This window comes from Lysobacter solisilvae (genome assembly GCF_016613535.2).
In the GTDB taxonomy this organism is placed as follows: domain Bacteria; phylum Pseudomonadota; class Gammaproteobacteria; order Xanthomonadales; family Xanthomonadaceae; genus Agrilutibacter; species Agrilutibacter solisilvae.
In genome coordinates this window covers 3,819,368-3,832,698 of record NZ_CP071518.1, presented here as the reverse complement: position 1 = coordinate 3,832,698, position 13,331 = coordinate 3,819,368, and the positions used below count along the sequence as shown (strand labels likewise).

Genomic DNA, 13,331 nt, shown 5'->3' with positions numbered 1-13,331 from the left:
CGACCGTCCGCGAGGGGTGGACGGCGTCTGGCGTCGGCGGCTCGGGACCGGGCGGCGACCGACTGCAGGAGCACTCGATGATGGCGGCTAGTCCACGTATGCGTAATGCCCTGACGCTGTTCTCGTCCACCGATTGCGTGCTTTGCCATCGCGTGCGGCTGGTGCTGGCGGCCAAAGGGGTCACCTACGATCTGATCCCGGTCGATCCGCAGAATCCGCCCGAAGACCTGGTCGATCTCAATCCCTACCACTCCGTGCCCACCCTGGTGGAGCGCGACCTGGTGCTGTATGCCGCCAGCGTGGTCAGCGAATACCTCGACGAGCGTTACCCGCACCCGCCGCTGATGCCGGTCGACCCGCTATCGCGTGCCCGCCTGCGGCTGGCCATGCTGCGGCTGGAGCACGACTGGGTGCCCCAGGTGCAGGCGATCCAGCTGGGCAACAAGGTCCAGGCCGAGGCCGGTCGCAAGCGCCTCAAGGAACTGCTCACCGCCTCGGTGCCGCTGTTCAAGGCCAGCAAGTTCTTCCTCAATCCCGAAATGAGCCTGGCCGACTGCGCGATGGCGCCGATCATCTGGCGCCTGCCGGCGCTGGGCGTCCCGCTGCCGAAGGACGGCAAGGTGATCGAGGACTACGGCAACCGCATCTTCCGCAACCCCGGCTTCACCCGCAGCCTGACCGACGCCGAGCGCAAGCTGCGCGATCTGCCGACCTGATCCGTGGCCGGCCCCCGGGGGCCGGGCCAGGGCCTGATCCGGGGCCTGCCTCCCGCTCCGGATGCCGGCCGTCCGCGCGGCGGGAAGGGGCGGCCGAATCGCACGGGACGACGGGCCGCGTTCGCAGTCCTGAACGGCTCGCGGGCGCTAGACTTCACCCATGAGCGAAGAGAGCAACAGCATGACCAGCCACCGCCCGTACCTGCTGCGGGCGCTGTACGAGTGGATTGCCGACAACGGCATGACACCGCACCTGCTGGTCGATGCCACCCGTCCGCATGTGCAGGTTCCCACGCACGCGGTCAAGGACGGCCGGATCGTGCTGAATGTCGCCGAGCGTGCGGTGGCCGGGCTGCAGATGACCAACGAGGTGATCCGATTCAGCGCCCGCTTCGGCGGCGTCAGCCATTCGGTATCCGTCCCGGTGGCGGCGGTCCTGGCGATCTACGCCCGCGAGACGGGGCAGGGCATGGCCCTGCCCGAGGACAGCGCGCCCGGCACCGAGGACGCCGTGGAGGAAGTCGAGGAGGGCATGACGCCGCTGGCGGCCGTTCCCAGCGACGGCTCGCCGGACGACGACCACGACCCGCCCACGCCCAGCCCGCGCCGTAGCGGGCACCTGCGCATCGTCAAGTAGCCGGTCCCTTGCCGCGGGCGCGGATCGTGGCTGCGCGCCATGGCTGCGCAGGCGCCGTCGGTTGCCGCCCGCGCGGCATCGATGGGCCGCGGCCTCATGGATCGTGGGGCGGCGTGCGGTACGCGAGGCCCATCCGCCGTGGTCTGCCATGGCCGGCCGCCCGCGCGGCATCGGACGTGTCGCGACCTTACGGGTTGTCGGGGGCGGGCAGCACCGGACCGCTGAACGCGACCAGGCGATCTCCGCGCAGGACCAGGCGGCCGATGTGGCGGTCCATGCCGTCGTGCGAATAGTCGAAGCGGAACGTGCGCTCGAAGCCCAGCCGGCCGTTCTCGTGGCGGCACAGCCGCAGTCCGATCGCATGGACCGAGTGGTCCAGCCACTGCACGCCGGCCGCCTTGCAGCTGTCGCGTCCAACTGATTCAGCTCGTTCAGCTGCGGCGCGGCTGGAATTCCAGAACGCGAACGCCATCGCAGACACGATCATCAATATGATTAAAGTCGGCATTCGGCAAAGGATGGCGGCGCATCGCGCGGGTCTCAAGCCCAAGTCTACGTTCTGCAGGGGGCGGCGTAACTTCATGAAATTGGTTTTTCCCGGCGGGGAACACCCGCAGGTTCTGCTCGGCCTTGGCGTCAACCGGGTCGGTTCCGATCCACAGGCCACCATTGTTCTCGATCATCCCGGCGTGCTGCCGCAGCACTGCCAGCTGCACGTCAGCGGTAACGGCGTGATGCTGGAAGTCCCGCCTGGCACGACCGTCAGCGTGAACGGGCGCCAGGTCGATGGCCTGATCGCGCTGCGTTCCGGCGACAGTGTCACTTTCGACAACGTGGTGGCGCGGCTGACGGCGGTGGAAGCCGTGGGCCTGCGTGGCCCGGAGCGCGCCGGTCCGGTGCTGCCCTCGGCGGCCAACGACGATCCCGGCGTGACGGCCGTACGCCAGGTGATGCCGATGTACGTCCTGCGCGGCGTCACCGGCGGCGCCTTCGGCCGCAGCTATCCGCTGGCCGGGCCGGTCACCATCGGCCGCTCGCCCGAATGCGCGGTGCACATCAACGATCCCGGCCTGTCGCGCGTCCACGCGCGCCTGGTGCCGGCCGAGGATGGCGTGCAGATCGAAGACCTCAGTTCCACCAACGGCAGTTTCATCAACGACCGCCGCGTGATGCGCGAAACCGCGCGTCTGGGCGACGAGATCGGCTTCGACAAGCTGCGCTTCCGCCTGGTCGGTTCCGGCGCGCAGGGCGAACCCATCCAGATCGAGGCCACGCGGCCGGTCGCCCGCAACAGCAGCGGCATGCCCTGGCTGTGGATCGGCGTGGCGGTGGCCGTGCTGGGCGCCGTGGGGACGATCCTGTTGCAGTGATCGTGCTGCGGTGATCGTGCTGCAGTGATGGTGACTGCATGACCACCCGGCGGGCCGACGCATGTCGCGCCGCCGGGGTTCCGCGGCATGGCCGCAATGTTTCCATGCACCGACGTCACGGCGTATCCCGCGTCATCGTGGATCCGTGGATCCGTGGTCCGTGGTCCGTGGTCCGTGGTCCGTGATGTGATTCGTGATCCGTGGATCCGTGGTCCTTGGTCCGCGGTCCCCGATGCATCGTCCATGCGACGCCTGATCCGGATGACTGATCCCAACCCCTGGGCGCGACCGCGGCGATCGCACTGCGATCCAGCCGCCGCGCGAACAGGCGCGCTCAACCCGGCGGCGGGCCCAGCTTGAGCGACAGGTCGATCGCGCGCACGTGCTTGGTGAGCCCGCCGATCGAGATGAAGTCCACGCCGTCCTCCGCAATGCCACGCAGCGTGGTCATGTCGACGCCGCCGGAAACCTCCAGCGGAATGCGCGGGGTCACCGCGGCGGCGATGCGGACCGCCTCGCGGCGCATGGCCGGGTCGAAGTCGTCGATCAGGATCCTGTCGCAGCCTTCATGCAGGGCTTCGGCCAGCTGCGCCAGCGTCTCGACCTCCACGATCAGCGGCAGGCCGGCATGCATCGACCGCGCGGCCCGGATGGCGGCGGTGATCGAGCCGGCGGCGCGCACGTGGTTTTCCTTCAGCATCACCGCGTCGAACAGGCCGTGGCGGTGATTGACGCCGCCGCCCACGCGGACCGCGTACTTCTGCGCCGCGCGCAGGCCGGGGATGGTCTTGCGCGTGTCCAGGATGCGGGCGCCGGTGCCTCTGACGGCATCCACGTAGGCGGCCGTAGTGGTGGCCGTCGCCGACAGCGTCTGCATGAAATTGAGCGAGGCGCGCTCGGCGCTCACCAGCGCCCGGGCCCGGCCCTCCAGCGTGGCCAGCACGGTGCCGGCCGGCACGCGGTCGCCTTCGGCCACGCGCCAGTGGATGCGGACCTGCGGATCCAGCGCGCGGTGGCAGGCATCGAACCAGGGACGCCCGCACACGACGGCGTCCTCCTTGCACAGCAGGTAGGCGATATCGGCCGCATCGGGCAGCAGGGACGCGGTGACGTCGCCGCTGCCGATGTCCTCGGCGAGGGCCCGCGCGACGTCGCCCTCGACGGTGTCGGGCGGGGAAAGGGCCGAGGAGTTCATGGCGACCTCAGGCGGCCGGGAAGCCGGCGATCTGCTGGGTGCCGATGGCTTCCTCGACCAGCAGGACCGGGATGCCGTCGTCGACGCGGTAGACGGTGCGCCGGTCGCGGGTGACCAGGGCCTCGTGCACCGGCGCGGTCTGCGCCTGTCCGTCGCCACGCAGCACGCCGCCCGCCTCGATGGCCGCGTTCAGCGCCTGCAGGCCGCGTCCCTCGAGCATCGCCAGCGGCTGGCGGGTGGAGGGGCAGACGAGCAGGTCCAGCAGTTTGCGTTCCATGGCGGTGCCCAGGGGCGGTGGGGCCGGTAGAATAACGTTCTTTGACAGCGGCGTTCGCCGCCGGAAACCGTCATGACCAGCACCGGGGCCACGTCGCCCGAATCGCCACTTGTCGGCATCGTCATGGGCTCGCGCTCGGATTGGGAGACGATGCAGCACGCGGCCGCGCGCCTGGAAGCGCTGGGCGTTCCGCACGAAGTGCGCGTGGTCTCGGCGCACCGCACGCCCGACGTGCTCTTCAGTTATGCGCAGGAAGCCTCGGGCCGCGGATTGCGCGCGATCATCGCCGGCGCCGGCGGCGCGGCGCACCTGCCGGGCATGCTGGCGGCCAAGACCGCCGTGCCGGTGCTGGGCGTGCCGGTGCAGAGCAAGGCGCTCAATGGCATGGATTCGCTGCTGTCGATCGTGCAGATGCCCGCGGGCATCCCGGTGGCGACCTTCGCCATCGGCAACGCCGGCGCGGCGAACGCGGCGCTGTTTGCCGCGGCCATGCTGGCCAGTGAACATCCCGCCATCGGCCATGCACTGGAGTCCTTCCGTACCCGGCAGACGCAGGACGTGCTCGCCAACGACGATCCGCGTCAATGACCACAGTCGGCATCCTCGGCGGCGGCCAGCTCGCCCGCATGATGGCCCTGGCCGGCGCGCCGCTGGGCCTGCGCTTCCTGGTGATGGACACGGTGGCCGATGCCTGCGCCGGGCAGTTCGCGCCCCTGATCGTGGGCGACTGGCGCGACGAGCGCGCGCTGTCGGAGTTCGCCTCCCGCGTCGACGTGGCGACCTTCGATTTCGAGAACGTGCCGGCCGAGTCCGCGCAGTGGCTGGCGCAGCGCATTCCGGTGTTCCCCAGCCCGCGCGCGCTGGCCGTCGCACAGGACCGCCTGGCCGAGAAAACCCTCTTCCGCGAACTGGACATCCCGGTGCCGGAGTTTGCCGACATCACCTCGCGCGCCGACCTCGACGCGGCGATCGCCAGGCTCGGCACGCCCTGCATCCTGAAGACGCGCCGGCTCGGCTACGACGGCAAGGGTCAGTTCCGCATCCGCAGTGCAGCCGACACCGATGCGGCCTGGGCCGCGCTGGGCGCGCAGGCCGGCACCGTGGGCCTGATCCTGGAAGGCTTCGTCAGCTTCGACCGGGAACTGAGCGTGGTCGCCGTGCGCGGCCGCGACGGGGAATTCCGCATCTGGCCGCTCACCGAAAACTGGCACGTCGACGGTGTGCTGTCGGCCAGTCTCGCGCCGGCCACCGTGGATGCCGCCACCGCCGCCACGGCCTTCGAATACGCCAGGCGGCTGGCCGAATCGCTGGACTACGTCGGCGTGTTCGCGCTGGAGCTGTTCGCCTGCGGCGACGTGCTGCTGGCCAACGAGCTGGCGCCGCGCGTGCACAACTCCGGCCACTGGACGATCGAGGGCAGCGAGACCTCGCAGTTCCAGAACCACCTGCGCGCCGTGCTCGGGCTGCCGCTGGGCGATACGCGGATGGTGGGCCTGGCCTGCATGCTCAACTGGATCGGGCAGATGCCCGATTCGGCCGCCGTGCTGCGTGAGCCGGGCGGCCACTGGCACGACTACGGCAAGGAGCCGCGCGCCGGCCGCAAGGTCGGCCACGCCACCCTGCGTGCCGATTCCCGCGGCGCGCTGGCCGAGGTGCTCGAGCGCGTCGGCCAGGCCCTGCAACGGCCGGCCCAGGTCGCCCCGGTGGTCGCCAAGCTGCGCTGATTCCGGAACGGGATGCGTGGCCCGATCCGTCCGATGCGGATGGCGGGCCGGTTTCGCTCGCCGGTCCACCCGCGCGGCGCTGCCGGGCATCGGGTAAGCCAGCGCCGAAACGAGCACGTCTGGTTCCTGCCCGCGGGCGAGGGATTTCCGGACGGGGGCGAGTGATTCCGGTACGCGGGCGAGTAATTTTTGGCCAGCGCCGACTAATTTTTGGCCACTGGCGAGTGATTTTCGGACGCCGCCGGGTGATTTTTGGACGCGCGCGTGTCTTTTCGGGACGCTCGCGAGTGATTTTCGGACGCGCGCGTATCTTTTCGGGACGCGAGCGACTCATTTCGGGACGCGAGCGTCTGATTTTTGGACGCTCGCGAGTGATTTTTGGACGCGCGCGACTCTTTTTTGGACGCGCGCGTCCCGTTTTCACTAACTGATGGACCCCTTCAGGTCCTCGCGGGGGGGCATGCCGGGCCCGCCGCCGCGCCTGCCCGCGGAGGGCACCGACCGTTCCGACGGGGTGCGCCCGGCACCCGGCGACCCGGCCCCAGAACGCAGACGGCCGGGTTTCCCCGGCCGCCGCGTGCAGTAATGCCGTCCCGCCTTACTTCATGTTGGCGGTGACGAAGTCCCAGTGACCAGCGCATAGGGCGGGTCTCGACCCGCCATCGCCATCTCCGCCCCACCGCGAAGGCGTGATCCCATCCGCCCGGGCGGCGGGTCAAGACCCGCCCTATGCACGAAGGTGCGCGGGACACCCGCCATCTCCGCCCCACCGCGAAGGCGTGATCCCATCCGCCCGGGGCGGCGGGTCAAGACCCGCCCTATGCACTACGGTGCGCGGGACACCCGCCATCTCCCTCCTCCCCACCGCGAAGGCGTGATCCCATCCGCCCGGGGTGGCGGGTCAAGACCCGCCCTATGCATCAGGTGCGCGGGACACCCGCCATCTCCCTCCTCCCCACCGCGAAGGCGTGGAGTCCGGTTGGCGGGTCGAGACCCGCCCAATGCGCCGGTAGGGTGCGCAGGTCGATCCCCCCAGAACGCAGACGGCCGGGTTTCCCCGGCCGCCGCGTGCAGTAATGCCGTCCCGCCTTACTTCATGTTGGCGGTGACGAAGTCCCAGTGACCAGCGCATAGGGCGGGTCTCGACCCGCCATCGCCATCTCCGCCCCACCGCGAAGGCGTGATCCCATCCGCCCGGGGCGGCGGGTCAAGACCCGCCCTATGCACGAAGGTGCGCGGGACACCCGCCATCTCCGCCCCACCGCGAAGGCGTGATCCCATCCGCCCGGGGCGGCGGGTCAAGACCCGCCCTATGCACTACGGTGCGCGGGACACCCGCCATCTCCCTCCTCCCCACCGCGAAGGCGTGGAGTCCGGTTCTCCGGGGGGCGGCGGGTCGAGACCCGCCCAATGCGCCGGTAGGGTGCGCAGGTCGATCCCCCCAAACGAAGACGGCCGGGTTTCCCCGGCCGCCGCGTGCAGTAATGCCGTCGCGCCTTACTTCATGTTGGCGGTGACGAAGTCCCAGTTGACCAGGTTCCAGAAGGCTTCCAGGTACTTCGGCCGCGCGTTGCGGTAGTCGATGTAGTAGGCGTGTTCCCACACGTCGCAGGTCAGCAGCGGGGTGTCGTCGCCGGTCAGCGGCGTGGCGGCGTTGGAGGTGCTCACCAGGGCCAGCGAACCGTCCGGACGCTGCACCAGCCAGCCCCAGCCGGAGCCGAAGGTGCCGATCGACAGCTTGGTGAATTCTTCCTTGAACTTGGCGAAGTCGCCGAAGGACTTGCCGATGGCGTCGGCCAGCTTGCCGGCGGGCTCGCCGCCGCCGGCGGGCTTGAGGCAGTTCCAGTAGAACGTGTGGTTCCACACCTGGGCGGCGTTGTTGAACATGCCACCCTGCGACTTGCGGACGATCTCCTCCAGCGACATGTCGGCGAACTCGGTGCCGGCGATCATGTTGTTGAGGTTGGTCACGTAGGTCTGGTGGTGCTTGCCGTAGTGGAAGTCGATCGTCTCGCCGGAAATGTGCGGTTCCAGGGCGGTGCGGTCGTAGGGCAGGGGCGGCAGTTCGATGGCCATCGCGGGCTCCTTGGCTGGCGGTAGAGCGGGGTGGGGGACGCCGGACGCGACCGCGTCGGCAGGTTCGAGGCTTTACAATGGACATTGTATCCCCACGTTCGCGAACCCGGCCCCCTGGCGCCGGCGACGCGTCATTGCAGGAGTAGTCCATGTCTGTCATTGAGCGGATCCAGGCCGAGGTCGAGGGCCATCCGATCGTCCTTTTCATGAAGGGCACCGCGCAGTTCCCGATGTGCGGGTTCTCCAGCCGCGCCGTGCAGGCGCTCAAGTCCGCCGGCGCCAGCCAGCTGCATACGGTCAACGTGCTGGAGGATCCGGAAGTGCGCGCCAACCTGCCGCGCTTCTCCAACTGGCCGACATTCCCCCAGCTGTTCATCCAGGGTGAGCTGATCGGCGGCTGCGACATCACCATGGAGCTGTTCGAATCCGGCGAACTGGCCCGGATGATCACCGAAGCCCAGCAGCAGTGAGTTCCTCCGGCCTCACCTTCGCCGCCCTGCCGCAGCGGGTGCTCAAGGACCGCGTGGTCCTGGTGACCGGGGCCCATGGCGGCCTGGGCGCGGCGGCCAGCGTGGCCTGCGCGCGGGCTGGGGCGACGGTGGTCCTGCTCGGACGCAAGGTGCCCCGGTTGACCCGCGTGTACGACGCCGTCGTGGCCACCGGCCGCGAGCCGGTGATGTACCCGCTCGACCTGGAGGGCGCCTCCGCGGACGACTACGCGGAGATGGCCGGGCGGATCGAATCCGAGCTCGGGCGCCTGGACGGCGTGCTGCATTGCGCCGCGCAGTTCTCCGGCCTGACGCCGCTGGCGCAGACCGACCCGGCGGCGTTCGCCCGGGCGGTGCACATCAACCTCACCGCCCGCTGGTGGCTGTCGCAGGCCTGCCTGCCGCTGCTGTCGCGCGCGCCCGACGCGGCCCTGGTGTTCGCGATGGACGACCCCGGCCGCGTGAGCGGTCCCTACTGGGGCGGCTATGGCCTGGCCCAGGCCGCGCAGGCGGCGATGGTGACCATGCTGCAGGCCGAACTGGCGCAGTCGTCGATCCGGGTCAGCGGGCTGCAGCCCGGACCGATGCGCACGCCGCTGCGCGCCCGCGCCTTCGTCGAGGAAAGCGACGGCCAGGCCCGCGATCCGGCCGACTATGCCGACGCCTGCGTGACCCTGCTCTCGGCCGCCGGCGCCGCGCACCGGGGCCAGGTCTGGGCGCCGGCGCCCATCGCCGGCTGAGCCGCGCACGCCGGGTCGCCGCCTTGCTTACTTCGCCTTGGACGATCAATCGATGACCATCGCCTCCGCGGCCCTGCTGCTGTTCCTGATCCTGGACCCGCTGGGGAACATCCCGGTCTTCCTGAGCCTGCTGCGCACCTTGCCGCCACGCCGCCAGCGCATCGTGCTGGCGCGCGAACTGGTCATCGCGCTGGGCGTCCTGATGGCCTTCCTCTGGGGCGGCAAGTACGCGCTGGAGCTGATGCACCTGCGCCAGGAGTCGGTGTCCATCGCCGGCGGCATCGTCCTGTTCCTGATCGGGCTGCGGATGATCTTCCCGCCGCCGGAGGGCCTGATGGGCGAGATCCCGGACGGCGAGCCCTTCATCGTTCCGATGGCCATCCCGCTGGTGGCCGGTCCTTCCGGCATGGCGGCGGTGATGCTGATGGGCAGCAACGAACCCGGGCGCCTGGGCGAATGGAGCCTTGCCCTGATGATCGCCTGGGTGGCGACGGCCGCGATCCTCTTCAGCGCCACCTATCTGTACAAGTGGCTGGGCATCCGCGTGCTGACCGCGGTGGAGCGCCTGATGGGCATGCTGCTGGTCGCCATCTCGGTGCAGATGCTGCTGGACGGGCTCGGGACCTACCTGGCCAACGCCCCCACCTGAGGCCAACCGGTTCAGGGCGCTTAGAACCGCCGGTCATGACGTTGACATCCGTCCGTCATAGTATGGGTTAAACTGTCGTTAACCCGGCCGGGGTTTGGCCAGGTCTGGGGCACCCAAAAAAACACACGAAAGCGGGCCAGCCGGATGCAGGCCGGCTGGCTATCGTCAACGCTTTTTTTATTTCGAGGCTTTGCAATGACCCATTCCAACCGCGTCCGCATGTCGAAGCTCACGCTCGGCCTGCTCGCCGTCCTCGCTACTGCGCCGGCCTTCGCGCAGAGCACCTCCGCCGGCGTCGGCGGCCGCGTCACCGGTGCCGACGGCCAGCCCGTCGCAGGCGCCCAGGGTCAGCATCACCCACACCGAGTCGGGCACCGTCACCAAGGCGATGACCGACGCCGACGGCCGCTACAACGCGCGCGGCCTGCGCGTCGGCGGCCCGTACACCGTCACGATCGAATCCGCCGCCGGCACCAGCAGCCAGGAAGGCGTGTACCTCAACATCGACAACAACCAGGTCGACGCCGCCGTGGGCGCCGTGACCGAACTGGAGGCCGTCAAGGCCGTCGTCGGTTCCGACTACAGCGTGTTCACCGCCGACAAGATGGGCGCCGGCACCACGGTCACCCGCGAGCAGCTGGAGAACTTCGGCTCGATCAAGCGCGACCTGCAGGACTACGCGCGCCTGGATCCCCGCGTTTCGCAGACCGACAAGACCCGCGGCGAAATGTCCGTGCTGGGCCAGAACTCGCGCTACAACTCGGTCACCATCGACGGCGTGAGCGTCAGCGACACCTTCGGCCGGAAGGCAACGGCCTGCCGACCGAGCGCCAGCCGATCTCGATCGACGCGATCGACGAAGTGCAGGTCAACGTCACCAACTACGACGTCGCCCAGCCGCGTTACTCCGGCGCCAACATCAACGCCGTCACCAAGTCGGGTACCAACGACTTCCACGGCAGCGTGTATTACATCTTCCGCGACAAGGACAACGTCGGCGACCTCAACGGCGGCGACTTCGCCGCGTGGGAAGACGAGAAGACCTGGGGCGGCACGCTCGGCGGCCCGCTGCTGAAGGACCGCCTGTTCTTCTTCGCCAGCTACGAGAAGTTCGAGCGCACCGCCGCCGGTTCGTCCAACGGCCCGGTCGGCTCGGGTGCCTCTTTCATCGCCGACGGCGTGACCCAGGACGAGATCGACGAGATCGTCGACATCGCCGCCACCCGTTACGGCGTCGACGCCGGTTCGCTGAACCCGCCGCAGGACTCCAAGACCGAGTCCGAGGACAAGCTGGTCAAGTTCGACTGGAACATCAACGACAACCATCGCCTGAGCCTGCGCCTGAGCGAGACCGAGCAGGCGGTGTCGATCTTCCCGAACGCCACCAACACCCAGCGCATCTCGCTGTCGACCCAGGCCTACGTCCAGGAAAAGACGTTCCAGAGCCAGGTCGCCCAGCTGTACAGCAACTGGAACGAGAACTTCACCACCGAGTTCAAGGTCTCGCACCGTGATTACGAGTCGCTGCCGATCGTCAACGCGCTGCTGCCGCAGGTCACCGTCAACGTCAGCGATGACGAGGAAGACGGTTTCGTCATCTTCGGCACCGAGCAGTTCCGCCACTCGAACGTGCTGACCACCGAGACCTGGAACTACTACGGCGTCGCCAACTGGTTCCTCGGCGACCACACCGTCAAGTTCGGCTTCGACTACGAGTCCAACGACATCTACAACCTGTTCGTCGAGTCCTCGCTGGGCGTGCTGGGCTTCGACAGCATCGATGACTTCCGCAACGGCGACTTCGGTCCGGTCAGCGGCGTCAGCCTGCGCGACGGCTTCTCGCTGCGCGCGCCGAGCCCGGGCGCCAACCCGGCCGCCGAGTTCACCCTGGAGAACCTGGGCCTGTTCGTGCAGGACAGCTGGGCGGTCACCCCGAACCTGACCCTGCAGTTCGGCGTGCGCGCCGACATCCCGAACATCGACGAGGATCCGCGCTTCAACCAGGCGGCGTTCAACGAGTTCGGCTACCGCAACGACGTCACCATCGACGGCAACGAGCTGATCCAGCCGCGCCTGGGCTTCAACTACAACGTCGAAGCCGACCGTCCGACGCAGCTGCGTGGTGGTTTCGGCCTGTTCCAGGGCGCCGCCGCCAACGTGTGGCTGGCCAACCCGTACACCAACAACGGCCAGACGATCACCGTCTACACGATCAATTCGGGCAACACCGACAGCCTGACCGACGTGCCGCTGCCCCCGGGCACCACGCCGCGCATGGACTTGGACATCCTGGAGCCGGGCCTGCGCCAGCCGTCCGTGTGGAAGGCCAACTTCGCCATCGACCATGAACTGCCGTGGTGGAGCATGGTGGCCAGCGCCGAGTTCGTGTACACCAAGGTCAACGAAGCCTTCGCCTACGAGCACCTGAACCTGGGTGCCCCGACCGGCCTGGCGCCGGACGGCCGCCAGATCTTCTGGTCCAACGCCGCCAACGGCACGGGCACCACCCGCGCCAACCGCGACGGTGCGTTCAACGACGTGATGCTGACCAAGAAGTCCGGCAAGGGCGACGGCCAGAACCTGACCCTGAGCCTGACCAAGCCGACCAATGGCGGCGACTGGTGGTGGCAGACGGCCTACTCGTTCAGCGAGGCGACCGAAGTCAATCCGCTGACCTCCAGCCGCGCGCTGTCCAACTGGCGCAACCAGGCCGTGTTCAACCCGAACGACGAAGTCGAGGCCCGCTCGAACTACGTCGTGCGTGACCGGTTCACCGCCGCCGTCAGCTGGACCCACGCCTTCTTCGGCGACTACGACACCAGCGTCGGCCTGTTCTACGAAGGCCGCAAGGGCGCGCCGTACAGCTGGACCTTCCGCAACGACGCCAACGGCGACGGCGTGGTCAACGACCTGCTGTACGTCCCGGCCGGTCCGGACGACGTGATCTTCCAGGACATCGCCGGTGGCCTCACGGCCGGCCAGCAGGCCCAGATCTTCTGGGACGCGGTGGCCTCCAACCCCGAACTGCGCAGCAGCCAGGGCACGGTGATGGGTCGCAACGATTCGTTCTCGCCGTGGCGCAACAACTTCGACATGCGCCTGTCGCAGGAGATCCCGGGCTTCTTCAAGGGCAACAAGGCGATGGTCTGGCTCGACATCCTCAATGTCGGCAACCTGATCAACAACGACTGGGGCCAGTCGGATGAAGTGCTGTTCAACGACGGCGCCGGCGGTTTCGCCCGCAACTTCGTCGACTACCGCGGCATCGACCCGGCGACCGGCCGTTACATCTACCGCGTCACCGGCGCGCCGGAAACCTACGTGGCGCGCGACCTGCCGTCGCGCTGGGCCCTGCAGCTGGGCATCAGCTACAAGTTCTGATCCACGGACAGGTTCTGCGGATCAGTTCACCGATCCAGTCCATTGAAGACGGCCGGGCTTGCCCGGCCGTTTTCTTTT

General features: G+C 68.7%; 13 protein-coding genes and 1 pseudogene. 9 read left to right on the top strand and 5 right to left on the bottom strand.

From position 1 onward, the window contains the following. Positions 1–80 precede the first annotated feature (80 nt). Both I8J32_RS16960 and I8J32_RS16955 read left to right on the top strand, forming a co-directional pair. Positions 81–716, top strand: coding sequence for a glutathione S-transferase N-terminal domain-containing protein (locus I8J32_RS16960; RefSeq protein ID WP_200613866.1), 636 nt, complete (start codon positions 81–83; stop codon positions 714–716). Positions 717–876: 160 nt separating this feature from the next. Then, positions 877–1,353, top strand: coding sequence for a ClpXP protease specificity-enhancing factor (locus tag I8J32_RS16955; RefSeq protein WP_200613864.1), 477 nt, complete (start codon positions 877–879; stop codon positions 1,351–1,353). 187 nt (positions 1,354–1,540) lie between these two features. On the opposite strand, the gene I8J32_RS16950 is transcribed toward I8J32_RS16955, so the two are convergent. Both I8J32_RS16950 and I8J32_RS16945 read right to left on the bottom strand, forming a co-directional pair. Further along, complete coding sequence (locus I8J32_RS16950; RefSeq protein ID WP_200613863.1) at positions 1,541–1,861, bottom strand: DUF3301 domain-containing protein; 321 nt, start codon at positions 1,859–1,861, stop codon at positions 1,541–1,543. Further along, positions 1,785–2,036, bottom strand: coding sequence for a hypothetical protein (locus tag I8J32_RS16945; RefSeq protein WP_200614502.1), 252 nt, complete (start codon positions 2,034–2,036; stop codon positions 1,785–1,787). Before I8J32_RS16945 ends, I8J32_RS16950 begins: the two co-directional genes overlap by 77 nt. A gap of 6 nt (positions 2,037–2,042) precedes the next feature. Here I8J32_RS16945 and I8J32_RS16940 point away from each other — a divergent pair, with 6 nt between their 5' ends. Then, a complete protein-coding gene (locus I8J32_RS16940; RefSeq protein WP_245156365.1) occupies positions 2,043–2,723 on the top strand; it encodes an FHA domain-containing protein in 681 nt (226 codons plus the stop codon). A 334-nt stretch (positions 2,724–3,057) separates the two neighbouring features. On the opposite strand, the gene nadC is transcribed toward I8J32_RS16940, so the two are convergent. Together nadC and I8J32_RS16930 are read right to left on the bottom strand one after the other, a co-directional pair. Further along, on the bottom strand, positions 3,058–3,918 hold the full coding sequence (nadC, locus tag I8J32_RS16935; RefSeq protein ID WP_200613859.1) for a carboxylating nicotinate-nucleotide diphosphorylase: 861 nt from the start codon (positions 3,916–3,918) through the stop codon (positions 3,058–3,060). A 7-nt stretch (positions 3,919–3,925) separates the two neighbouring features. Further along, positions 3,926–4,195 carry a Trm112 family protein gene (locus tag I8J32_RS16930; RefSeq protein WP_200613857.1) on the bottom strand — a complete coding sequence of 90 codons (270 nt, stop codon included), beginning with the start codon at positions 4,193–4,195 and terminating at the stop codon, positions 3,926–3,928. A 72-nt stretch (positions 4,196–4,267) separates the two neighbouring features. Here I8J32_RS16930 and purE point away from each other — a divergent pair, with 72 nt between their 5' ends. Continuing rightward, the gene (purE, locus tag I8J32_RS16925; RefSeq protein WP_200613856.1) at positions 4,268–4,783 is read left to right on the top strand and encodes a 5-(carboxyamino)imidazole ribonucleotide mutase; all 516 of its coding nucleotides are present in this window, start codon (positions 4,268–4,270) and stop codon (positions 4,781–4,783) included. After that, positions 4,780–5,919: a 5-(carboxyamino)imidazole ribonucleotide synthase gene (locus I8J32_RS16920; protein ID WP_200613854.1), complete on the top strand. Its 1,140-nt coding sequence runs from the start codon at positions 4,780–4,782 to the stop codon at positions 5,917–5,919. Before purE ends, I8J32_RS16920 begins: the two co-directional genes overlap by 4 nt. Before the next feature lie 1,497 nt (positions 5,920–7,416). Here the strand turns inward: I8J32_RS16920 and I8J32_RS16915 are convergent. Then, complete coding sequence (locus I8J32_RS16915; protein WP_200613853.1) at positions 7,417–7,995, bottom strand: superoxide dismutase; 579 nt, start codon at positions 7,993–7,995, stop codon at positions 7,417–7,419. Positions 7,996–8,144: 149 nt separating this feature from the next. Between I8J32_RS16915 and grxD the strand changes: the two genes are divergently transcribed. The 4 genes and pseudogenes from grxD (at position 8,145) to I8J32_RS18175 (ending at position 13,253) form a co-directional block, all read left to right on the top strand. Continuing rightward, complete coding sequence (grxD, locus tag I8J32_RS16910) at positions 8,145–8,465, top strand: Grx4 family monothiol glutaredoxin (protein WP_200613852.1); 321 nt, start codon at positions 8,145–8,147, stop codon at positions 8,463–8,465. After that, complete coding sequence (locus tag I8J32_RS16905; RefSeq protein ID WP_245156364.1) at positions 8,462–9,223, top strand: SDR family NAD(P)-dependent oxidoreductase; 762 nt, start codon at positions 8,462–8,464, stop codon at positions 9,221–9,223. The genes grxD and I8J32_RS16905 overlap by 4 nt, the downstream gene beginning before the upstream one ends. A 52-nt stretch (positions 9,224–9,275) precedes the next feature. After that, a complete protein-coding gene (locus I8J32_RS16900; RefSeq protein ID WP_200613851.1) occupies positions 9,276–9,872 on the top strand; it encodes a MarC family protein in 597 nt (198 codons plus the stop codon). A 195-nt stretch (positions 9,873–10,067) separates the two neighbouring features. Next, positions 10,068–13,253, top strand: a pseudogene (locus I8J32_RS18175) (TonB-dependent receptor). The last annotated feature ends 78 nt before the right edge of the window (positions 13,254–13,331 follow it).